Origin of the sequence: Aeromonas sp. DSM 116730 (assembly GCF_046581335.1) — a bacterium.
Taxonomy (GTDB): domain Bacteria; phylum Pseudomonadota; class Gammaproteobacteria; order Enterobacterales; family Aeromonadaceae; genus Aeromonas; species Aeromonas rivipollensis.
The window spans coordinates 1,205,657-1,227,917 of sequence record NZ_CP144265.1; the positions used below are offsets into that span (position 1 = coordinate 1,205,657).

The following is a 22,261-nucleotide window of genomic DNA, read 5'->3' on the forward strand; positions in this document are numbered from 1 at the left end:
TCTCCCAGCCGTTATGATGCGCGCCAGCCGGGGCGCGGGCCCCCTCTTCAGTCAAGGAGTTTCCCATGTCCCAACACCTAGGTGCCCTGACCCTGCTGGTGGCCGACTACGATCAGGCCATTCGCTTTTTTACCGAGGGGCTCGGATTTGAGCTGCTGGAAGACACGCCCCTCGACGAGCCGGGCAAACCGGGCAAGCGCTGGGTGCGGGTTGCCCCTAAAGGTGCCCCAGGGTCGGCCCTGCTGCTGGCCCAGGCTGCCAATGCGCAGCAGCAGGCCGCCATCGGCCAGCAGGGGGGCGGCCGGGTCTTTCTGTTTCTCGAGACCGACGATTTCTGGGGCGACTACCAGCGCATGCAGCAGTACGGCGTGCATTTTTGTGAACAGCCCCGCCACGAGCCCTATGGCACTGTGGTGGTGTTCGAGGACATCAGTGGCAACCGCTGGGACCTGCTGCAACGCATTGCTGCCAACTGAATCTGAAAACGTTTATCATCCCGCCTGTCATAAAGTCATAAAAGTGTCACAGAAAGTTCTAATAATTGGCGCACCCATCTTCACAGAGGAGAGAGAAGGGATATGGCTAAGCGAATTCTGGTGGTCGAGGACGAGGCACCAATCCGCGAGATGCTCTGCTTCGTGCTTGAGCAAAAAGGATATGAGACGGTTGAGGCAGAAGATTATGCCGATGGACTGGCGAAGGTGCGTGAACCTTACCCCGAGCTCATCGTACTGGACTGGATGATGCCAGGCGGCAGTGGCATCCAGTTCATCAAGCAGCTCAAGCAGGACGAGGTGACCCGCCAGATCCCCGTGGTGATGCTGACCGCCCGTGGTGAGGAAGAGGACAAGGTGCGCGGCCTCGAGGCGGGCGCCGACGACTACATCACCAAGCCGTTCTCTCCCAAGGAGCTGACCGCCCGTCTGCACGCCGTGATGCGCCGGGTCTCCCCCACCTCGGTGGACGAGGTGATCGAGGTGCAGGGGCTCAAGCTGGATCCTGTCTCCCACAGGGTCAGCGCCGAAGACAAGGCGCTGGACATGGGGCCGACCGAGTTCAAGCTGCTGCACTTCTTCATGACCCATCCCGAGCGGGTCTACAGCCGCGAGCAACTGCTCAACAACGTCTGGGGCACTAATGTGTATGTGGAAGACAGAACGGTGGACGTGCACATCCGTCGTCTGCGCAAGGCGATCGAAGAGACCGGGCACGACAGATTGATCCAGACGGTGCGTGGAGCCGGATACCGCTTCTCAACCCGTCTCTAGGGGATAACATGTTGCAACCTTACGCCTGGCGGCGACAGTTGTGGCGAATGGCGTTCTTCTACGCCCCCTTCGTCTTGGTAGGTTGGTTGATAGAACACCTCTCCCTCTGCCTGCTGGTGGCGACCGTGCTGCACCTGGGCTGGCACTACCGCTTCCAGAAGCGGCTGTCGGACTGGCTGTGGCACGATCGCAGCCTGGTGCCGCCCCATGGCAGCGGCAGTTGGGAATACATCTTCAATGGCATTTACAAGTTGCAGCAGCGCCACCGTGCCCGGCGCCGCGAGCTGGCGGGTCTCATCCGCCGGTTCCGGGAGGGGGCCGAGGCCCTGCCCGATGCCGCCGTGGTGTTTCGCACCGACGGCAGCATCCTCTGGTGCAACCGGCTGGCGGAGCAGTTGCTCGGTTTTCGCTGGCCCGAGGATGCCGGCCAGCACATAGGCAACCTCATCCGTCATCCCGGTTTCGTCGCCTACCTCGGCAAGGGGCAGTATGACGAGCCGTTCGAGATGAGCTCCCCCATCAACGAGGAGAAGTTTCTCGAGTTTCGCATCATGCCCTATGCCGAGGATCAGGCCATGCTGGTGGTGCGGGACGTGACCCGGCTGCGCAGCCTCGAGAAGACCCGCAAGCACTTCGTCTCCAACGTCTCCCACGAGCTGCGCACCCCGCTTACCGTGCTCAAGGGGTACCTGGAGATGACCGAGGAGCCGCCGCCCCCCGCCATGTGGGCCAAGGCGCACAAGGTGATGATGGAGCAGACCATTCGCATGGACAACCTGGTCAACCAGCTGCTCACCCTGTCGCGCATCGAGGCGGCCCCGACCGTGGATCTCTCCCATCTGGTGGACATGCCCGCCATGCTGGGGCTGCTGGAGCAGGAGGCGCGGGCCCTGTCGGGAGAGAGTGCCCATCAGATCGAGTTTCAGGTGCAATCCAATCTGTTCGTGAAGGGTGACAGGGACCAGCTGCGCAGCGCCGTCTCCAACCTGGTCTACAACGCCATTCACTACACCCCCGCCGGTCGCAAGATCACTGTGGAGTGGCGCAAGCAGGGGGCCATGGCGCTCTTTGTGGTGCAGGACCAGGGGGAGGGGATAGCCCCGGAGCACCTGGCGCGGCTCACCGAGCGCTTCTATCGGGTCGACAAGGCGAGATCCCGCCACACCGGCGGCTCCGGCCTTGGCCTCGCCATCGTCAAGCATGCCCTGAGCCATCACGATGCCCAGCTCGAGATAGAGAGCCGGGTCGGCCAGGGCAGCCGTTTCAGCTTCCTCATTCCTGCCAGGATGGTGGTGGTAAAATAGTCTTTATTGACAACTGGTTAGCAATAAAAAAGGGGGCGGCGAGAGCGGCCCCCTTGGCATTTGTTCCGCGCTGGGCCCATGTCATCAAAGTGTCATATAAATTCCATAAATTTGTCACTGCCAGGTCAGATACTGGCGCCGTCTTAAGAACAGACCCAGCGTCACCTTGGGAAAGAGGGGACGGAATACAACTCAACAAGCTGACTGACGCAGTCAGCTTGATCACCGCAAGACAGTGTTAATCGGCGCCATGTATTGGCAATTGCCTTCTGTAACTTTGGAGAGATTGGATGAAACTCAACAAACTGGCTGGTGTAATCGGATTCACCGCAGCAACCCTGTTTTCTGTCAGCGCCCTGGCTGCCGGTGTGGATAAAGATCTGCCGGATTATACCCCGACCAGTGGCATCTCGGGCAACCTGTCCTCTGTCGGCTCGGACACCCTGGCCAACATGATGACCCTGTGGGCCGAAGAATTTAAGCGCGTCTACCCCAACGTCAACGTACAGATCCAGGCCGCCGGTTCTTCCACTGCCCCGACCGCACTGACCGAGGGCGTCGCCCAGTTTGGCCCCATGAGCCGTGCCATGAAGGCCGGTGAAGAGGAAGCATTCGAGAAGCGCTACGGCTACAAGCCGACCGCCATCCGCGTCGCGGTCGATGCCCTGGCGGTGTTCGTGAACAAGGACAACCCCATCAAGGGGCTGACCATGGAGCAGGTTGACTCCGTCTTCTCCAGCACCCTCAAGTGCGGCGAAGCCAAGGCCGCCACCAAATGGTCCGATCTGGGTCTGGATGGCAACTGGTCCAGCAAGGACCTGCAACTGTTCGGTCGCAACTCGGTCTCCGGTACCTATGGCTACTTCAAGGAGCACGCCTTGTGCAACGGTGACTTCAAGAGCGGCGTGAACGAGCAGCCGGGCTCCGCCTCAGTGGTGCAATCCGTCTCCGCTTCCCTGAACGGCATCGGCTACTCCGGCATCGGCTACGTCACCTCAGGCGTGCGTGCCGTACCGCTCTCCAAGGATGGCAAGACCTTCGTTGAAGCGACCGCAGAGAACGCCTTGACCGGCAAGTACCCGCTGTCGCGCTTCCTGTACGTTTACGTGAACAAGGCTCCGAACAAGCCGCTCTCCCCGATGGAGCAAGAGTTTGTGAAGATGATGCTCTCCAAGGCCGGTCAGACCATAGTGGCGAAGGATGGCTATGTGCCGGTTCCCGCCAAGATTGTCCAGGCCGACCTGAAGAAGCTGGGTATCATGTAATCCCGCTTTCGCACTCTATACAGACGAGCCTCCAAAACGAGCCCAAGCGGGCTCGTTTTTATTTTGGCGCCACGGGATCTTTTTGGTCGCATGGGGTGGCGCCTGGCTTGCACCGGACGGCGGCATTCCCGAGAATAGGGCAACTCCACGGTAAAGGACCCTCTCATGCGTGCATCTTCCCTGTCCAAATTCGGCCTGGCGGCCTTGTGCAGCGCCCTGCTGGCCAGTTGTGCCCAGTCGCCGACCGGCCGCAGCCAGATGCTGCTTTTCTCCCCCCAGCAGATGAACCAGCTGGGGGCCGACTCCTTCGAGCAGATGAAGAAGCAGGAGAAGGTAAGCAAGGATGCCAAGGTGAATGCCTATGTCTCCTGCGTGGCCAAGGCGGTCACCGCCCAGGTGCCTGCCAGCTATGGCATCACCAGCTGGGAGGTGGTGGTGTTTGACTCCAAGGAGGTCAACGCCTTCGCCCTGCCCGGGGGCAAGATCGGCGTCTACAGCGGCCTGCTCAAGGTCGCCAAGAATCAGGATCAGCTCGCCACCGTCATCGGTCACGAGCTGACCCACGTGCTGGCACAGCATTCCAACGAACGCCTCTCCCGGGATCAGCTGACCGGCATAGGGCTGGCGGTGGCCGATGCCGCCATCGGCAGCAGCCAGGGGGGCGGTGCCACCATGGCGGCGCTCGGGCTCGGGGTCCAGGTGGGGATCGCCCTGCCCTATGGCCGGGCTCAGGAGAGCGAGGCCGATAGGTTGGGGCTGGATCTGATGGCTCGCGCCGGTTTCAACCCGGCCGAGGCGATTCCTTTGTGGCAGAACATGAGTGCCGCCGCCGGGGGCAAGGCGCCGCCCCAGTTGCTCTCTACTCACCCGAGCGATGAGAACCGCATTACCGAGTTGCAGGCCCAACAGGCTCAGGCAGAGCCCCTGTATCGGCAGGCCCGTGCCGCTGGGTTGACTCCCCAGTGCAAGGCATAACACTGCGTCTGGCCCGTCCCGCCGATGCTGCCGCCATGACGGTGATGCAGCGGGCCAGCTGGCTGGCGGCCTATGGTGGCGTGCTCGGTGAGGATCTGCTGGCCCAGCTGGCGGTCACCGAGCATCTGCAGATCTGGCGCCGTCGGCTCGCCGAACCGGCCCCCATCCCCATGCTGCTCTGTCAGGACGAGGTCGTCATCGGCCTGCTCTATTGGCACCCGGCCCATGAGGAGGGGCTGATGACGGCGCGCATCCGGGCGCTCTATCTGCACCCGGATCACTGGCGTCGGGGCCATGGCAAGCGGCTGTGGCAGGCGGTGGCGGTGCAGATGCGCCGGGCCGGTTGCGAGTGCGTCAGGCTATGGCTGCTCGATGGCAATCACATCGGCGAGGGGTTCTACCTGCGCCGCGGCTTCGTGTTTGACGGCCAGGAGCGCACCCTGACGAGCCTGGGACAACCCTGTCTGCAGCGGCAAATGTTCCGTTTGCTTTGAGCTGGCTCCCGTTTTTCGCCCATGGTCACTTTATTTTTTTGGCGAATTAATACAATGTGCCCCATCTGGACAGACTGAGGTGACCCGGTTCACCGGCAAGGGAGTGTGGCATGTATTACGGATTTGATATTGGTGGCACCAAGATTGCCTTCGCGGTGTATGACGGTGGCCTGAATCTCTGTCACGAAGAGCGCATGAGCACTCCCGGCAATGATTACGAGGGGCTGTTGCAGCTGATCCTGACGCGGGTGGAGGCGGCGGACGTCCGCTTCGGCGCGAAAGGCGCCGTCGGCATCGGGTTTCCCGGCATCATCAATCGCCTGGATGGGAGCATAGTGGCGGCAAACCTGCCCGCCATTCATGGTCGTCATCTGGGAGCGGATCTGGCCGCACGACTGGCACGCACCGTCAGCGTCGACAACGACGCCAACTGCTTCCTCTGGTCCGAAGTGCACCAGGGGGCCGCCGCCGTGGCCGAGAGTGCGCTGGGAGTGACCATTGGCACCGGCATAGGTGGCGCCGTCTATCTGGCGGGCAAGCTCATCCAGGGCCGCAACTGGCTGGCGGGGGAGATAGGCCATTACCCGCTGCCGGCCACCATATTGATGAAGTATCCCGATCTGCCCCGTCCCCGCTGCGGCTGCGGCCGCCTGGTCTGTTTCGAAACCTATGCCTCGGGCACCGGCCTGGAGCGGCTCTATCACCACTTCAACGGCGAGCGCGCCAGCGGCCACCAGATAGTCGCCCGTGCCGAGGCCCGGGAACCCGCGGCGCTCTCGGCCATCGACTGCTGGCTGGAGATCCTGGCCGCCGGGCTCGCCACCGCCATCTCGGTGATAGACCCCGAGGTGGTGGTGCTGGGGGGCGGCCTCAGCGGGCTGCCTGCCCTGTATGAAGAGCTGCCCAAGCGTCTGCCCGGCCACCTGCTGCCCGGCGTCGCCCTGCCGGCTATCCGCCAGGCCCGCTTCGGCGGCGCCGGTGGCGTGCGTGGCGCCGCCCTGCTGAATTTATGAGATCAGGCACTGGGTCTGATCTCCCTGGATAAGGAGTCATCATGACCCGTCTTGAAATCTGCATCGACAACCTGGAATCCCTGTTCACCGCCCAGCAAGCCGGGGCGGATCGCATCGAACTCTGCTCTGCGCTGGGGCTGGGCGGTCTCACCCCCTCCTATGGTTTCATGCAGCAGGTGGCGCGCCACGCCACCATTCCCGTCTACGCCATGATCCGCCCCCGTGCCGGGGATTTCTGCTTCAGTGCCGCCGAGTTCGAACTCATGTTGCTGGACATCGCCGCCGCCCGGGCAGCAGGCTTGCAAGGTGTGGTGGTGGGTCTGCTGGACGAGGGGGGCAGGGTGCCTGCCACCCAGTTGCAACAACTGGTCGAAGCGGCCGGTCCCCTGGGGGTCACCTTCCATCGCGCCATCGATCTCAGCTCCAACTGGCGCGCCGATCTGGAGACCATAGTGGCGGCCGGCTGTGAGCGTATCCTGAGTTCCGGCCATGCCCCGACCGCCCTGGCGGGTCTGGAGACACTGCAGGCGATGCAACAGACCCTGGCGGGCCGCGCCAGCCTGATGCCCGGCGCCGGGGTCAATGCGGACAACGTGCGAACCATTCTCGAGTTCACCGGGGTGAGCGAGGTGCACATGTCCGGCATGGGCTGGCGCGGCGGTATGGTGCCCCACGGAGTGAACATGGGCACTTCGGACGACGGCCGGGTCAATATCACCGACGGCGCCAAGGTGGCAGCGGTGCGGGCCCTGCTGGATCGCGCCTGAGTCAGCCTGTGGTTGTCGTCTCCTCTCCCTTCTCCTCTCGCGGGAGAAGGGCCGGGGATGAGGGGGATGTGAAGTCTCTCCCACGGGCGGGGAAATCAGAACGGCAGCCGGCAGCACCTCGCCAAAAAGTCTGATATTATCTCGACTCTTTTACTCTCAGGACCCGGAGCAACATCTCAATGTCCCAATACGACTCTATCGAACAGAAGGCCAGCTATGGCATCGGCCGCAACATGGGTGATCAGCTGGCGCAGCAAGCCTTCGCAGGTCTGGATATCCCTGCCCTGCAACAAGGTCTGGCAGATGCCCTGAACGGCCTGGAGTTCGCGGTCAGCCGTGACGATATCAATGATGCCTTCCAGGTCATCACCGCCCGCATGCAGGAAGAGCAGGAAGCCGTTGCCAAGGCCGCCGCCGCCGATGGCGAAGCCTTCCTGGCCGACAACGCCAAGCGCGCCGACGTGAAAGTGACCGACTCCGGTCTGCAATACGAAGTCATGGTAGAAGGCAACGGCGCCGTGCCGGTGGCCGGTCAGTCCGTACGCGTGCACTACCACGGTACCTTCACCCACGGTGGCGTGTTCGACAGCTCTGTCGCCCGCGGCCAGCCTGCCGAGTTCCCGGTCACCGGCGTCATCGCCGGTTGGGTGGAAGCGCTGCAGATGATGCCGGTTGGCTCCAAGTGGAAGCTCTACATTCCGCAGGATCTGGCCTACGGTGCCCGTGGCGCCGGCTCCATCCCGCCCTACTCCGCACTGGTATTCGAAGTGGAGCTGCTGGACATCCTGTGATCCGGCTGGTGTGATGCAAACGGCGACCCCTGAGTCGCCGTTTGTTTTTGCGCGCCGCCACGCCCTGGTGGATGAGCCATGGTCTTCTCGGGAGATTTGGATATAGTCAGGACGTCGCACTCTCGGCCACCCAGGGAGACAGGCCATGGCCGCCATCATCGAAGTCGTCGATCTCATCAAGCACTTTCCCGGTGTCAGGGCAGTGGACGGACTCAGCTTTGCCATTCCCGCCGGTAGCTGTTTCGGCCTGCTCGGCCCGAACGGGGCGGGCAAGACCACCACCATAGAGCTGCTCGAGGGGATCCTCACCCCGGACAGCGGCCAGATCCTGTTTCATGGCGCCCCCCGTGGCCCCGACTATCGCTCCCGCATCGGCATCCAGTTCCAGCACACGGCGCTGCAGGATTTTCTGACGGTGCGCGACACCCTGCGCCTGTTCGCCAGCCTCTATCCCAACCCCCTGCCACGGGAGCTGCTCATCGAGTTGTGCGCCCTTGGCGAGTTCATCGACAGGGACAGCCGCAAGCTCTCCGGCGGCCAGCGTCAGCGCCTGCTGCTGGCCCTGGCCCTGCTCGGCGACCCCGAACTGTTGTTTCTGGACGAACCCACCACAGGGCTGGATCCCCAGGCCCGTCACCACTTCTGGCAGCGGATCGAGGCGATCAAGGCCCAGGGCAAGACGGTGGTGCTCACCACCCACTACATGGACGAGGCGCAGCAACTGTGCGATCGCATCGCCATCGTGGATCACGGTCATCTGCTCAGCCTGGACACGCCGGCGGCCCTGCTGGCGCGGCACTTCGACGGCGTGCTGGTGCGCCTGACCGATCACCCGGCCCTCGCCAGCCTGGGTTATCCGCTGCTGCCCCACGGGGATCAGGTGGAGCTGAACTGTCCCGACGTGGCGGCCTTGCTGCCACGGCTGCTGAGTCTGGGGGTACCGCTGACCGGCATGCAGGTGCGCTCCCCCAACCTGGAGGATCTCTTCCTGCACCTGACCGGCCATAGCCTCCGGAGCGGAGCATGAAAAATCCCATCAAGCGCAGTGTCGTCGCGCTCTGTTACCCGCAAGCCTTGTCATGGCCACTGGGTTTGTCATCTCGACTGGGTTCGAGCCCGAGGAGGGGAACATGAAGGGCGTCATCAAGCGCAATGTCGTCGCGCTCTGTTACCCGCGAGCCTTGCCATGGCCACTGGGTTTGTCATCTCGACCTGGGAGCGGAACATGAAGGGAGCACTCAAGCGCATAGGTGCCCTCTTTTACGCCCGCACCCTGGAATTCGTGCGCGACAGGGCGGCCCTGGTCTGGAACCTGCTTTTTCCGCTCTTGCTGGTGATCGGCTTCTCCCTCATCTTCTCCGGCCCCCCCAAGCCGCTGGTGCAGATAGGGGTGGTGGGGGAGCTGACGACGGCCTATCAGCCCCTGACCCATATCCCGTTGCTCAAGCTCATCCCCTATGACGACGAGGCGAGGGGCGTCCTCAAGGTGCGCCATCATCAGCTGGACTTGCTGCTGTCACCGGCTCGCGGCCACTACTGGGTCAACCCGGATGCGCCCCAGGGGGCCATGGCCGAATACCTGCTGCGCCAGGCGGTGCACGAGCCCTTGCAAAGAGAGGCCCTGAGCGGACGGGCCATTCGCTATGGCGACTGGTTGCTGCCCGGGGTGATCGGCATGAACCTGATGTTCTCCGGCCTGTTCGGGGTCGGGTTCGTCATAGTGCGCTATCGCAAGAACGGTGTGCTCAAGCGCTTGCGAGCCACCCCGCTGTCGGCGGCCGAGTTTCTCTGCGCCCAGTTGCTGTCGCGGGTGCTGATCACCCTGGTGGTGAGCCTGCTGGTCTTCCTGGTGGCTTACTGGCTGCTGGATGTGCCCCTGCTCGGCTCCGGCTGGCTGCTGCTCTTCATCGCCCTGGTCGGCGGGACCGCCATGGCCTCCCTCGGGTTGCTCATCGCCGCCCGCATTCAGAACGAGGAGCTGGCGAGCGGTTTGCTCAATCTCATCAGCTTGCCCATGATGTTCTTATCTGGCGTCTGGTTCTCGCTGGAAGGGTCTCCCCCCTGGTTGCAGGCCGTGGCAGCCCGCTTGCCCCTTAGCCAGATCATAGAGGCGGCCCGCGCCGTCATGCTGGAAGGGGCGGGCTGGCAGGCGGTGGCGGGGATGCTGGCCCAGGTCATGGTGTTTGCCCTGGTGTGCATCACGCTAGGGGCGGCGTTATTCAAATGGAGCGCAAAATGAAGCCAATACTGTGGTTGCTGCTGGTGGCGACGCTGCCGGTGGATGCCGGCACCCTGCGCTGCAAGAGTGCCCTGCTGACCGAGGGGGACACCACGGCCGAGCTGCTGATCCGCTGCGGTCAGCCGATGCTCAAGGAGGATCTGACCCGTTACGAGGAAAACGGCTTCGGGGCGCGGATGACGGTCAAGTATGCCGAGCGCTGGACCTACAACTTCGGCAGGAGCGAATTCATGCAGTTCGTCACCGTCGAAAACGGCGTCATCACCGAGATTGAAGACGGCCCCCGCGGCGGTTGAACCGCGTACCGATCTAGGGTCGGCGCCCCGATCTTGAGGCTCCTCATCCCGGCCTCGTTTCCCGCCAGAAGATAGGCTGCTGGAGCCTGATCGCCCCCCGCCATAGCACCATGTCGACGCCGCCCAATATTTGCCCCAGCTTCCCCGCGTTGGGGCTTGCCGAGAGAAAAGTGAGCCTGATGAGTCAGTTGGAGTCCGATTTCGCTGCCCCATCCCGGTGCGTCCCATTTTTTTGCGAAAATAATCCTCACAGTGGGAATGGCTTTTAACAGCAGGCTATTTGGTGAATAAGGGTCTACTTTTGATTCTGAGAGTGCATATCGCCCCGCGCGAACATTTTGTGCTGTTGCACCACTGTTGTGCCGGGTTGCACCGATTGACAGGTTTTTGAAGCGCTGGATAAGCTGCAAAAAAGCAGGGAAACGATGGCATCTTGCTCGGTTTGGGTGCCAATTCGAATCAAACCACAGGGAAGAGTGACATGAAGCAGATACACAAGGCGGGTATGGTGATAGTGCTGTCGCTGGCGGCAGCCAATGTCTGGGCAGAGGGTACTCTGGATGCCGTGAAGAAGAAGGGGTTCGTGCAGTGCGGGGTCGGTGATGGCCTGCCCGGGTTCTCCAATCCGGACGCCAAGGGCACCTGGACCGGGCTGGATGTGGATGTGTGCCGCGCCGTCGCCGCGGCCGTGCTCGGGGATGCCGGCAAGGTCAAGTATGTCTCCCTCACCGCCAAGGAGCGTTTCACCGCCCTGCAATCCGGTGAAGTGGACTTGCTGTCGCGCAACACCACCTGGACCCTGACCCGGGACGGCTCGCTGGGCCTGACCTTCGCCGGGGTGAACTACTACGATGGCCAGGGCTTCCTGGTCAACAAGTCCCTCGGGGTCAAGAGCGCCAAGGAGCTGGACGGAGCCGCCGTCTGCATCCAGTCCGGCACCACCACCGAGCTCAACCTGGCGGATTACTTCCGCGCCAATGGCGCCATGAAATATACCCCAGTGGTGTTCGACACCTCGGATCAGACCGTCAAGGGCTTCGAGGCGGGGCGTTGCGACGTGCTGACCTCGGATCAATCCCAGCTCTACTCCCTCAAGATCAAGCTGACCAAGCCGGAGGATGCCGTGGTGCTGCCCGAGGTCATCTCCAAGGAGCCGCTGGGCCCGGCGGTGCGCCAGGGTGACGAGCAGTGGTTCAAGGTGGTGCGCTGGAGTCTTTACGCCATGCTCAACGCCGAAGAGGCCGGTGTGACCAGCGCCAACGTGGACGAGATGCTCAAATCCACCAACCCGGACATCCGTCGCCTGCTGGGGCTGGAAGAGCCCAAGGGCGCTGTGCTGGGGCTGGATGACAAGTGGGCCTACAACATAGTCAAACAGGTCGGCAACTACGGCGAGTCCTTCGATCGCAACGTCGGCGCCGGCTCCCCCCTCAAGATCGACCGTGGCATCAACGCGCTCTGGAACAAGGGTGGCCTGATGTATGCCCCGCCCATCCGCTAAATAGACTGCAGTCGGGGGGCCTGGCCCCCCATTTCCCCCTTGCCCTGGCTTTGTCGGAGTCATCCTCATGGCGATACAAGCATCAAACCATAGGAAAGAACAGGGCCGCTGGTGGTATGACGCTAAGGTGCGGGCGCAGATCTTCCAGTGCCTGGCCATTGCGGCCGTTCTCGCGTTTCTGTTCTACATCATCAACAATGCCCTGACCAATCTGGCAACCCGTGGCATCACCACAGGTTTCGATTTTCTGGGCAACACCGCCGGGTTCGGCATCTTGCAGAGCCTGATCCCCTACGACGAGACCTATACCTTCGGTCGCACCTTCGTGGTCGGCCTGCTCAATACCCTGCTGGTCTCGGTGCTCGGCATCCTGTTTGCCACCCTGCTCGGCTTCGTGCTCGGGATAGCGCGTCTGTCCCGCAACTGGCTGGTGGCCAAGATAGCCACCGTCTACATAGAGACCTTCCGCAACATTCCGCTGCTGCTGCAGATCTTCTTCTGGTACTTCTCGGTGCTGCGCACCCTGCCGTCTCCCCGTGAGAGCGTGGAGCTGGGAGGGCTCGCCTTCTTGAACGTGCGGGGCTTCTATCTGCCCAAACCCTTGTTTGAAGAGGGATTTGGCTATGTGATCTGTGCCCTGCTGCTGGCAGTCGTCCTGAGCTGGGGGCTGAGCCGCTGGGCAAGGCGCCGTCAGGCGCTGACCGGCAGGATCTTCCCGTTCTGGCGCTGTGTGGCCGGCCTGGTGATCCTGCTGCCCGCCATCGCCTTCCTGCTGGCAGGCAGCCCGCTCTCCTGGAGTGTGCCCATTTTGCAAGGCTTCAACTTCCGGGGCGGCTTGACGGTACTGCCCGAGCTCGCGGCGCTGCTGCTGGCGCTCACCATCTATACGGCGGCCTTCATCGCCGAGATAGTGAGATCCGGCATACTGGCCATCAGCAAGGGGCAGACCGAGGCCGCTTCCGCCCTCGGGCTCTCGCCCACCAAGACGCTGCGGCTGGTGGTCATTCCCCAGGCGATGCGGGTCATCATTCCCCCGTTGACCAGCCAGTACCTGAACCTCACCAAGAACTCCTCGCTGGCCACCGCCATCGGTTATCCGGATCTGGTCTCTGTGTTCATGGGCACCACCCTCAACCAGACCGGGCAGGCCATCGAGGTGATCGCCATGACCATGGGGGTCTATCTCATCATCAGTATCACCACCTCAGTCCTGATGAACATCTACAACCGCAGGATGACGCTGGTCGAGCGCTAGGGAGCTGTCATGTTTGTGAACGAGTTGCAGGAGGCGTTGCCGCCTCCCAATCATCGCCGGGGGCTGGTCGCCTGGATCAGGCAGAACCTCTTCCCCAACTGGTGGAACGGCCTGCTGACCCTGGTGCTGGCCTATCTGCTGCTGCCACTGCTCTGGTCGGCGCTGGACTGGGCTATCTTCTCCGCCAACTGGCAGGGAAGCAGCCGTGCCGACTGCACCCAGGGCGGGGCCTGCTGGGTCTTTATCGAGAGCCGTCTGGGGCAATACCTCTATGGCTTTTACCCAGTCGACCAGTATTGGCGCATCAATCTGGCCTTCGCCGGCCTGGCCGTGCTGCTGGCGCTGCTGATCTGGCCGCGCACCCCGCGCAAGGGCTGGCTGGCGCTTTTCACCCTGCTGGTGTTTCCCATTATCGCCTTCGTGCTGATCCACGGCGGAGCCGGTCTCGAGGTGGTGGAAACCAACCGCTGGGGCGGCCTGATGCTGACCCTGGTGCTGGCGGTGGTGGGCATAGTGGTTGCCCTGCCATTCGGGATCCTGCTGGCGCTGGGGCGCCGCTCCCACATGCCGGTCATCTCCAGCCTCTCCACCGTCTACATCGAGTTCTGGCGGGCGGTGCCGCTCATTACAGTGCTCTTCATGGCCTCCGTCATGCTGCCGCTGTTCATGACCAGCGAGGTGGAGCTCGACAAGCTGCTGAGGGCGCTCATCGGCATCATTCTGTTCCAGGCGGCCTATGTGGCCGAGGTGGTCAGAGGGGGGCTGCAGGCGATCCCCAAGGGGCAGTACGAGGCGGGTGAAGCCTTGGGGCTCTCCTACTGGAAGGTGATGGGACTGGTCATCATGCCCCAGGCCCTCAAGATCACCATTCCCTCCCTGGTGAACACCTTTATCTCCCTGTTCAAGGACACCAGCCTGGTGTTGATCATAGGGCTGTTCGATCTGCTGGCCATCTCCAAGGTGGCGCTGGCGGATCCGGCCTGGCTGGGCTTCTCCACCGAGGCCTATGTGTTTATCGCCATGATCTTCTGGATGTTCTGTTTTGGCATGTCCCGCTACTCCATCTATCTGGAGCGCAAACTCAACACCGGTCACAAGCATTAGGAGTAGTTTCGAGATGAAAACGGACGCTGTGGTAGAACTCAAGGACGTCAACAAGTGGTACGGTGAGTTTCATGTGCTGCGCAACATCAATCTGCAGGTGGGCAGGGGGGAGAAAATCGTCATCTGCGGGCCCTCGGGCTCGGGCAAGTCCACCATGATCCGCTGCATCAACCGGCTGGAGGAACATCAGAGCGGTGACATCCTGGTCAAGGGCACGGCCCTGACCTCGGATCTCAAGAACATAGAGACGGTACGCCGCGAGGTGGGCATGGTGTTCCAGCACTTCAACCTCTTCCCTCATCTGACGGTGCTGGAGAACTGCTGCCTGGCCCCCATCTGGGTCAAGCAGTTGCCGCGCAAGGAGGCCGAGGAGATCGCCATGACCTTCCTGCGCCGGGTCAGGATCCCGGAGCAGGCCCTCAAGTACCCGGGCCAGCTCTCCGGTGGCCAGCAGCAACGGGTCGCCATCGCCCGCAGTCTCTGCATGAATCCCCAGGTGATGCTGTTTGATGAGCCGACCTCGGCGCTGGATCCCGAGATGGTGCGCGAGGTGCTGGATGTCATGGTGGAGCTGGCCCACGAGGGGATGACAATGCTCTGCGTCACCCACGAGATGGGCTTTGCCAAGCAGGTGGCGGACAGGGTGATCTTCATGGACCGCGGCCAGATCATCGAGGAGAACGTGCCGGACCAGTTCTTCGACCATCCCCAGTCGGAGCGGACCAAGCTGTTTCTCTCCCAGATCCTGCAGCACTGATGCGGATAAGACGCGGCCCGTCCCATGGAAAATAGCCCGCACGCTCGGTGAGCTGCGGGCAAAGACATGCATGAAAGCAGACTACAAACGGAAAGGAGTATGTCAGCCCGGCAACAGGGTGGTGGTGCGCAGATCGCGCACGGCCAGATTGATCTGCCGGGCCAGGCTTAGCGCCTGACGGCAGTCCAGCGTCTTCACATCGATGACTCCCCCTTGAAACTCGAATCGTCCCAGTGCCTCGATCATGAAGCTGCCGTGATGGAAGCTTTTGATATAGCGGGCAATTCGACGAGGAGACAACTGCTTGAACACCTTCATGGCAAGACACCCTGTTGTTTGGACAGGGCACACTATGCCGCCTCACCGTGACACTGATGTGACACTTTATAAAGGTTTGTATGAATCCTTGTTATGGCGGGCTGGCGTCCTGTTCCCGGCGTTGAAAAAGTAGTGCAGCCCCTGGCCTCGGCCCCGATATACTGCGGCCATCGCTGTATGGACAAAGGGACCGCACGTGGAGTGGGTGGACGTAGTAGACGAGCATGACAGGGTGATCGGGGTGGCCGAGCGCGCCCGGGTGCGTCAGGAAAATTTGCGCCATCGCGCCAGTTACATCCTGGTGCTCGATGAGGCCGGTCGAATCCTGGTGCAGCGGCGCACCCCGAGCAAGGATTTTTGCCCCGGCATGCTGGACGCCTGCGCCGGTGGCGTGGTGACAACTGGGGAGGCGATGGAGCCTTCCGCCCGGCGCGAGCTGGCCGAGGAGCTGGGTATCTTTGATGTGCCCCTGCAAGACTTCGGCACCTTCTACGCCGAGGGGGAGGCGAGCGGGGGAGGCTATCGGGTCTGGGGCGGTCTGTTCAGCTGCCAATATCAGGGGCCGCTGCAACTCCAGGCGGAGGAGGTGAGCGAGGTGCACTGGATGAGCCTGGCCGAGATAGCCGAACGGGCCGCCGAGTTCACGCCGGATTCCCTCCTCGCCATCGCAACCTGGCAGGCACGGCGGCACGGGTGAGGGAGCGACGTGAGACGTCGAGTTCACCCTGGGTTTCCTGCTCGCCATCGCCACCTGGCAGGCACGGCGCTCGCAATAAGGGCGAGGTGCGGGCCGCCGAATGCAGGTTGAACTCCCTGTTCGTTATGGCCACCTGGCAGGCGCGGCGCTCGCAATAAAGGCGAGGTGCGGGCGGCGACAGGGGAGCCGGTGTCGTCTCTTTCCGGGTTGGAGTAGACTGGGCCTCTTTCAGTCACTTAAGGACGAGACATCATGATCACGGTCGGACAATCCCTGCCAGCGGGGGAATTTACCTTCATCACCGCCGAGGGCAAGCAGGTACAAGACAGCCAGGCCCTGTTTGCGGGCAAGAAGGTGGTGTTGTTCGCGGTGCCGGGGGCCTTCACCCCCACCTGCTCCAACGCCCATCTGCCGGGCTATGTGGTGCTGGCGGATCAGTTCAAGGCCAAGGGCGTCGATGCCCTCTATTGTCTCTCGGTCAACGATGCCTTCGTGATGAAGGCGTGGCAGGCTGCCCAGAATGCCGACGCCATCACCATGCTGGCGGATGGCGACGGCAGCTGGACCCGGGCACTGGGCCTTGCAAAGGAGACAGGCGCCTTTGGCGGTCTGCGTGCCCAGCGCTTTGCCCTGATTGCCAATGATGGCGTGGTCGAGCAGCTGTTCGTGGAGGCCCCCGGCAAGTTCGAGGTGTCTGATGCGCAGAGTCTGCTGGCCGCCTTGTGAATTGTTAATCATCGTTTGATTTCAGCTTGAAATAGCAAGGCGGCTCGCTACACTGAGCCACCTTTGGATGGAGCCAGGCTGACCCCTGGCTCTCGTGTTTGCAGCCGATGAGATGGAAGAATATGACCCTGGCTTTTGTTGCCCTGATTGCCGGACTGGCGTTGCTGGTCTGGAGTGCGGATAAATTTGTGGACGGCGCCGCCGCCACCGCCCGTTATGCCGGCATGCCGCCGCTCTTGATCGGCATGGTGATCATCGGTTTTGGTACCTCGGCTCCCGAAATGGTGGTCTCGGCCCTGGCATCCATGCAGGGTAACCCGGGCCTGGCCCTGGGCAATGCCTATGGCTCCAACATCACCAACATCGCCCTTATTCTCGGTCTGACAGCCCTCATCAGCCCCATCGCCGTCTCCTCCCAGGTGGTGCGCAAGGAGATCCCCATACTGCTCGGCATCACCCTGCTGACCGGTGCCTTGCTCATCGATGGTCACCTGGGGCGTGGCGACGCCCTCATTTTGGGTGGCGTCTTTATCGTACTGCTGGGCTGGTCCATCTGGACCGGGATCAAGGGCAAGGGAGACGCCCTGGACGCCGATGTGAATGTGGAGATCGACAGCGAAGCCATGCCGCTCAAGAAGGCCATCTTCTGGTTGATCGTGGGCCTGGTTCTCCTGGTCGGCGCTTCACGCCTGCTGGTGTGGGGCGCCGTGACCATAGCCCAGGCATTTGGCATCAGCGATCTGGTCATCGGTCTGACCATAGTGGCGGTGGGCACCTCGCTGCCTGAGCTCGCCTCTTCCCTGATGGCCATCAAGAAGAAGGAACATGACTTGGCCCTCGGCAACGTGCTCGGCTCCAACCTGTTCAACACCCTGGCTGTGGTCGGTATCGCCGCCGGCATAGCGCCCCTGGACGTGGATCCTGCGGTGCTCTCTCGCGACTGGAGCCTGATGATGGGGCTGACCCTGCTGCTGCTGGTGATGTGCCTGGGGCGCAAGGGACAGGGCCGCATCAACAGGGTGGAAGGGGGCATCTTGCTCTGCATCTTCGTCGCCTATACAGGTTGGCTGTTGACCAGCCAGTTCTGATTCAGGCACGACGATACACACAAGAAGGGGAGCCAATGGCTCCCCTTCTCTATGCTGCTGGCGTGGTCAAAGCGTTCAGGCCACTGCCACCAGCTTCTGCTTCTGGGCGCTGTCCAGGATGAGGATGCTCGCCTTGGGGAAGAAGTTGAAGGTGGAGGCCGACGCCCAGGTGTAGGCACCCATCACCCGGCCTATGACCAGCTCGCCGATGGCCAGATCCGGCAGCATGATGCCGTCGCGAATGACATCCACGCTGTCGCAGGTGGGGCCGGAGAGCACGGCATTGTGCAGCGGGCCTTGGGCGTAGGGGGTGCTCACCGGGTAGGTGACGTGGTCATAGAGCTGACCGTTGTAGCTGCCGTAGAGGCCGTCATCCAGGTAGTACCAGATCTTGTCGCCGCGGTGGGCCTTGCCCATCACGCTGGAGACAGAAGTCATGGCTGGCGCGCTGATGAAGCGGCCCGGCTCGGCAATCTTCTGCACAGTGGCGGGCAGCTTGGCCAGCGCTTCGCGGATCGGGGCGCAGAAGCCGTCGATGTCGAACTCGCCGCCGTCATAATCCACCGGGAAACCACCACCGATGTCCAGCACCCAGGGCTTGAGCCCCAGATCCCAGGCCTGCTCCATGATCTCGCGGCAGGCGTCGATGGCCTGCACGTGGCGACGGGCGTGGGGCACCTGGGAGCCGACGTGGAACGACAGCCCCATCACCTTGATCCCCTTGGCCTGCGCCAGTTGCAGCAGCGGCAGTGCCTGCTCCGGGGTGCAGCCGAACTTCTTGGAGAGATCGACCTTGGTCTCGGGATTCGGGAAGCTGACGCGCAGCAGCAGCTTGACCTCGTCCTTGTAGGGCAGGAACTTCTCCAGCTCCAGCGGGTTGTCATAGACAAACACTGTGCAGCCGAATTCCAGCGCATAACGGATGTCGCTGTCGCGCTTGATGGGATGGGTGTGAATGCAGCGTCCCGGGCGAACCCCTTGGCTGCGCACCAGATCCACTTCGCCATTGGTGGCCAGATCGAAACAGGCCCCCTCTTCCTTCAAGACAGAGACCACAGCCTCATGGGGCAGGGGCTTGAGTGCATAATGCAAGCGCACATCGGGCAGGGCCGCGGCCAGGGCCCGATACTGTTTGCGGACGGCTGCCTTGTCGAGCAGCAGCAGGGGGGAGCCAAATTGTTCAACCAGCTGACGGTAATCTTGTGCGACCAGGGTCTCGTTCATTCTCTTTTGATCATCCTTAGGGGGCGTGATATGCCCAAGCCATATGCGATTGAACCGGCGACGGCCGGCTCAGGCGAGTGGTCCGGAGGGACCGACCAGGCACAATGCATAACTCCCTTGCAAAGTGCTTAGTTATGCGCGGGATTATCGACTTATTGAGTTTGTGTGCAAGCATTTTGATTGGATATGTTGGCAAGTATTTCTGGTCGAGACGAAACATCATCTTGATATGGAGCAGCCTGTCCCTGCTTGTGCGCGCCATTGGCTGAGAAGTCCTCATAAGCCATTGATAGTTAACGAACATTTAACATGTGTTCCGCTCATGGTCGGGGCAGAAAAAAGCGGCGCTGAGGCTGGCCGAGTGGGAGACAGCTCACATTTTTTGGATTAACATGCCCGCTTCCTAATCCAAACTAGTTCGGATGAAGGTAGCAGGAGAGCGATGGGGGACCATCCACCGAAGAAGTGAATCTTTCAGGTACCGGGCAACCGGTGTGGACTGCTACTGGACGATACTCTGGAGAGACCCGTTAGATCGGGCGCCGAAGGAGCAAGGCACCATGACGACCCGCAAGGGCTGGTTGGCGCCGGAAACTCTCAGGCAAAAGGACAGAGGGGATGGGATGGTTGTACCTGAGCTTGGAACTGTTCACGATCTGTAACGAGAGGCCGTCAGCAAGGTAAAGAGCAGCGCAGGAACTGGAGCGTATAGACATACGTGAGGATTCCGAGCAGCGCATGAGCCTTGATCACGGCCTCGCAGTAAGAGTGTGAACACGTTCTTGGCCCGCATCCGATCGCCTCTGGGGATCGCGACACCTATGGGAAGATCATCCTTCTCCTCCTTAATCGTTGTTTTTTAAGGAGGATGCATGTCATCAATTCAATCGGCGCTCGCCGCCATCGATAGCTTTGTCTGGGGGCCGCCCCTGCTGATCCTGCTGGTCGGGACCGGTATCTATCTCACCCTGCGTCTGGGTCTGCTTCAGGTGGTGCGCTTGCCGCTCGCCCTCAAGCTGGTCTTTGGCCGGGATCAGGGCCAGGGCAAGCAGGGGGATGTCTCCAGCTTCGCCGCCCTCTGCACCGCTCTCTCCGCCACTATTGGTACCGGCAACATAGTCGGGGTTGCCACCGCCATCAAGCTCGGCGGCCCCGGCGCCCTGTTCTGGATGTGGATGGCGGCCCTGTTCGGCATGGCCACCAAGTACGCCGAGTGCCTGCTGGCGGTCAAGTATCGCGAGCAGGATGCCAACGGCCAGATGGCGGGCGGCCCCATGTACTATCTGGAGAAGGGGCTCGGCTCCAAGCCGCTCGCCAAGCTGTTTGCCCTGTTCGGCATAGGTGTGGCCTTCTTCGGCATCGGCACTTTCCCCCAGGTCAACGCCATCTCAGATGCCATGAGCCTCTCCTTCTCGGTGCCCCGTGAGGCGACCGCCGTGGTGCTGACCCTGATAGTGGCCCTGGTGACCCTGGGGGGTATCCAGTCCATCTCCAGCGTGTCGAGCAAGGTGGTGCCCTTCATGGCCATCTTCTACATACTCGCCTGCGCCGGTGTGTTGGTGAACAATGCCAGCGCGCTGCCCGATGCCGTCATGCTGGTGATCGAGAGTGCCTTTACCGGCCATGCGGCCACCGGCGGCTTCGTCGGTGCTGGCATCATGCTGGCTATTCAGTCCGGGGTGGCGCGCGGGGTCTTCTCCAACGAGTCCGGGCTGGGCTCGGCCCCCATAGCCGCGGCGGCGGCCAAGACGGATTCGTGCGTGGAGCAGGGGCTGGTCTCCATGACGGGCACCTTCATCGACACCATCATCATCTGCACCATGACAGGCCTCACCCTGGTGGTGACCGGGGTGTGGAGCGGGGACTTGAGCGGCGCCGCCATGACCAGCCAGGCCTTTGCCCAGGGGCTGGATGCCCACATAGGTCAGTATCTGGTGAGCATAGGGCTGCTGTTCTTCGCCTTTACCACCATCCTCGGCTGGAACTACTACGGCGAGCGCTGCACCGAGTATCTGTTCGGGGTCAAGGCGATCAAGCCCTATCGCCTCATCTATCTGGTGCTGGTAGCGAGCGGTGCCTTCCTCCATCTGGACATGATTTGGCTATTGGCCGACATCGTCAACGGCCTGATGGCGGTGCCGAACCTCATCGGCCTCATCGGCCTGCGTCACGTGGTGATCGCCGAGACCCGGGCCTACTTCAACCGGGATCTGGATAGTGAAGCCGAGCCCGAGCCGCAGACGGCCTGAACTCCTCAGCTCATTTTACGTTCGCCTTGAAAAGAACAAGCCACGACTCGGGTCGTGGCTTTTTTGTGCGCGGCGTTATTTCCATGGACGGGCGTTTTCCCTCTCCCTCCGGGAGAGGGTCAGGGTGAGGGAGATAGTCCCTCGCTCAGCAGGCTATCCAGACGTGCTCGCACCCTGTCTACCAGCTTTTCATCGCTCTCCTGCCAGCCAATGCAGTGCGCCAGGGTGGTAGAGGTGCCGGGTGCAAAGCGCAGCTCCCCGCCCGCCAGCTCGTAGAAGCGGCTCGCCATCCGGGTGCCCTCATCCACATCCCCCGCCACCAGCAGCATGGCTTGCGCCAGCACGGCGCCGCCATGATCCTGGCCCGGCGCCAGCCAGCGCTGGGCGGTGCCTGTTACCTTGCGACCCCCGATCACCAGATTGTACTGGCCGTCGCAAAAGGATCCGGGCACGAAGTCATAGTTTCCCTCAAGGCCGTGCTCCTCCAGCAGGGCCAGCAGCGGCGCCCCCAGCAGTCGGTAGTAGTGGGCCAGATCCGTGGTGGTACGGGGCAGCAGCAGGGAGAGGTTGAGGATGCCGGCCCCGTGGGGCACGGCTGTGCCGCCGCTGTCACGCACATGAACGGGCCAGCCTTCGGCGGTTAGCTGCTCGCAGGCCGCCTGATAGCGGGGCAGACGCATGTCCTTGCGGGTGACAATCAGGCATTGGGGCGCCTGCCAGAGGTGGGCGCGGGGCAGGCCGTCATGGGCGCAGTCCCGCAGCCAGCGCTGCTCCTCGGCCAGTATCTGATCCGGGGTGTGGCGGGTGGGCAGGGGGGGAAGCAGGGTATAGGGCATCAAGGGCATCCTGAGCAGAGGCTGCCCTGCACAGTACCCGGGGCGGTAAACAAGGTAAAGCCCCCCGCACGGCGGGGCGCTACCTGTTTGTTGA

Annotated in this window: 23 protein-coding genes and 1 riboswitch; of the genes, 20 read left to right on the top strand and 3 right to left on the bottom strand. The window is 62.2% G+C overall.

The features are described 5' to 3' along the window. Positions 1-65 precede the first annotated feature (65 nt). From Aeroheme_RS05700 to Aeroheme_RS05775, 16 genes are all read left to right on the top strand, one after another. Complete coding sequence (locus tag Aeroheme_RS05700) at positions 66-476, top strand: VOC family protein (protein WP_163147730.1); 411 nt, start codon at positions 66-68, stop codon at positions 474-476. 102 nt (positions 477-578) lie between these two features. Next, on the top strand, positions 579-1,268 hold the full coding sequence (phoB, locus tag Aeroheme_RS05705) for a phosphate regulon transcriptional regulator PhoB (RefSeq protein ID WP_043134568.1): 690 nt from the start codon (positions 579-581) through the stop codon (positions 1,266-1,268). Between the two features lie 8 nt (positions 1,269-1,276). Next, on the top strand, positions 1,277-2,572 hold the full coding sequence (gene phoR, locus Aeroheme_RS05710) for a phosphate regulon sensor histidine kinase PhoR (RefSeq protein WP_111909968.1): 1,296 nt from the start codon (positions 1,277-1,279) through the stop codon (positions 2,570-2,572). 290 nt (positions 2,573-2,862) lie between these two features. Further along, positions 2,863-3,837: a PstS family phosphate ABC transporter substrate-binding protein gene (locus tag Aeroheme_RS05715; RefSeq protein ID WP_025327848.1), complete on the top strand. Its 975-nt coding sequence runs from the start codon at positions 2,863-2,865 to the stop codon at positions 3,835-3,837. A gap of 165 nt (positions 3,838-4,002) precedes the next feature. Continuing rightward, positions 4,003-4,812: a M48 family metallopeptidase gene (locus Aeroheme_RS05720; RefSeq protein WP_042648620.1), complete on the top strand. Its 810-nt coding sequence runs from the start codon at positions 4,003-4,005 to the stop codon at positions 4,810-4,812. After that, the gene (locus tag Aeroheme_RS05725) at positions 4,800-5,306 is read left to right on the top strand and encodes a GNAT family N-acetyltransferase (protein WP_042648621.1); all 507 of its coding nucleotides are present in this window, start codon (positions 4,800-4,802) and stop codon (positions 5,304-5,306) included. The genes Aeroheme_RS05720 and Aeroheme_RS05725 overlap by 13 nt, the downstream gene beginning before the upstream one ends. Positions 5,307-5,416: 110 nt before the next feature. After that, on the top strand, positions 5,417-6,319 hold the full coding sequence (locus tag Aeroheme_RS05730) for an ROK family protein (protein ID WP_411166852.1): 903 nt from the start codon (positions 5,417-5,419) through the stop codon (positions 6,317-6,319). A 41-nt stretch (positions 6,320-6,360) separates the two neighbouring features. After that, the gene (locus tag Aeroheme_RS05735) at positions 6,361-7,086 is read left to right on the top strand and encodes a copper homeostasis protein CutC (protein WP_139744977.1); all 726 of its coding nucleotides are present in this window, start codon (positions 6,361-6,363) and stop codon (positions 7,084-7,086) included. A 179-nt stretch (positions 7,087-7,265) separates the two neighbouring features. After that, on the top strand, positions 7,266-7,877 hold the full coding sequence (locus tag Aeroheme_RS05740; RefSeq protein WP_005324672.1) for an FKBP-type peptidyl-prolyl cis-trans isomerase: 612 nt from the start codon (positions 7,266-7,268) through the stop codon (positions 7,875-7,877). A gap of 145 nt (positions 7,878-8,022) precedes the next feature. Further along, the gene (locus tag Aeroheme_RS05745; protein WP_262111119.1) at positions 8,023-8,904 is read left to right on the top strand and encodes an ABC transporter ATP-binding protein; all 882 of its coding nucleotides are present in this window, start codon (positions 8,023-8,025) and stop codon (positions 8,902-8,904) included. A gap of 198 nt (positions 8,905-9,102) precedes the next feature. Next, positions 9,103-10,116: an ABC transporter permease gene (locus Aeroheme_RS05750; RefSeq protein ID WP_111909972.1), complete on the top strand. Its 1,014-nt coding sequence runs from the start codon at positions 9,103-9,105 to the stop codon at positions 10,114-10,116. Then, entirely contained in the window at positions 10,113-10,412 is a 300-nt protein-coding gene (locus Aeroheme_RS05755) for a DUF2845 domain-containing protein (RefSeq protein ID WP_139438182.1), read from the top strand. Before Aeroheme_RS05750 ends, Aeroheme_RS05755 begins: the two co-directional genes overlap by 4 nt. A 481-nt stretch (positions 10,413-10,893) precedes the next feature. Then, positions 10,894-11,913 (top strand): amino acid ABC transporter substrate-binding protein, encoded by a 1,020-nt coding sequence (locus tag Aeroheme_RS05760; protein WP_106886125.1) that lies wholly within the window; start codon positions 10,894-10,896, stop codon positions 11,911-11,913. Between the two features lie 67 nt (positions 11,914-11,980). Beyond that, positions 11,981-13,168, top strand: a complete 1,188-nt coding sequence (locus tag Aeroheme_RS05765) for an amino acid ABC transporter permease (protein WP_411166853.1) — start codon at positions 11,981-11,983, stop codon at positions 13,166-13,168. Positions 13,169-13,177: 9 nt separating this feature from the next. Beyond that, positions 13,178-14,272 carry an amino acid ABC transporter permease gene (locus Aeroheme_RS05770; RefSeq protein ID WP_411166854.1) on the top strand — a complete coding sequence of 365 codons (1,095 nt, stop codon included), beginning with the start codon at positions 13,178-13,180 and terminating at the stop codon, positions 14,270-14,272. A 13-nt stretch (positions 14,273-14,285) separates the two neighbouring features. Then, complete coding sequence (locus Aeroheme_RS05775; protein ID WP_005328952.1) at positions 14,286-15,029, top strand: amino acid ABC transporter ATP-binding protein; 744 nt, start codon at positions 14,286-14,288, stop codon at positions 15,027-15,029. 102 nt (positions 15,030-15,131) lie between these two features. Here Aeroheme_RS05775 and Aeroheme_RS05780 read toward each other — a convergent pair whose 3' ends face one another. After that, complete coding sequence (locus tag Aeroheme_RS05780; protein ID WP_111909975.1) at positions 15,132-15,347, bottom strand: DUF1107 family protein; 216 nt, start codon at positions 15,345-15,347, stop codon at positions 15,132-15,134. A gap of 196 nt (positions 15,348-15,543) precedes the next feature. Here Aeroheme_RS05780 and yfcD point away from each other — a divergent pair, with 196 nt between their 5' ends. The 3 genes from yfcD (at position 15,544) to Aeroheme_RS05795 (ending at position 17,858) form a co-directional block, all read left to right on the top strand. Beyond that, entirely contained in the window at positions 15,544-16,044 is a 501-nt protein-coding gene (gene yfcD / locus Aeroheme_RS05785) for an NUDIX hydrolase YfcD (RefSeq protein WP_111909976.1), read from the top strand. Positions 16,045-16,296: 252 nt separating this feature from the next. Next, entirely contained in the window at positions 16,297-16,770 is a 474-nt protein-coding gene (locus tag Aeroheme_RS05790; protein ID WP_234571029.1) for a peroxiredoxin, read from the top strand. 122 nt (positions 16,771-16,892) lie between these two features. Continuing rightward, complete coding sequence (locus Aeroheme_RS05795) at positions 16,893-17,858, top strand: calcium/sodium antiporter (RefSeq protein WP_408818622.1); 966 nt, start codon at positions 16,893-16,895, stop codon at positions 17,856-17,858. Between the two features lie 75 nt (positions 17,859-17,933). On the opposite strand, the gene Aeroheme_RS05800 is transcribed toward Aeroheme_RS05795, so the two are convergent. Continuing rightward, entirely contained in the window at positions 17,934-19,082 is a 1,149-nt protein-coding gene (locus Aeroheme_RS05800) for a type III PLP-dependent enzyme (RefSeq protein ID WP_025327832.1), read from the bottom strand. Positions 19,083-19,589: 507 nt separating this feature from the next. Then, positions 19,590-19,705, top strand: a riboswitch (glycine riboswitch). 249 nt (positions 19,706-19,954) lie between these two features. On the opposite strand from Aeroheme_RS05800, the gene Aeroheme_RS05805 reads away from it, so the two are divergent. Further along, complete coding sequence (locus tag Aeroheme_RS05805) at positions 19,955-21,331, top strand: alanine/glycine:cation symporter family protein (protein WP_408779568.1); 1,377 nt, start codon at positions 19,955-19,957, stop codon at positions 21,329-21,331. A gap of 119 nt (positions 21,332-21,450) precedes the next feature. Here the strand turns inward: Aeroheme_RS05805 and Aeroheme_RS05810 are convergent, their stop codons facing one another. Beyond that, positions 21,451-22,167, bottom strand: a complete 717-nt coding sequence (locus Aeroheme_RS05810) for a lipoyl protein ligase domain-containing protein (protein ID WP_408779570.1) — start codon at positions 22,165-22,167, stop codon at positions 21,451-21,453. Positions 22,168-22,261: the final 94 nt, after the last annotated feature.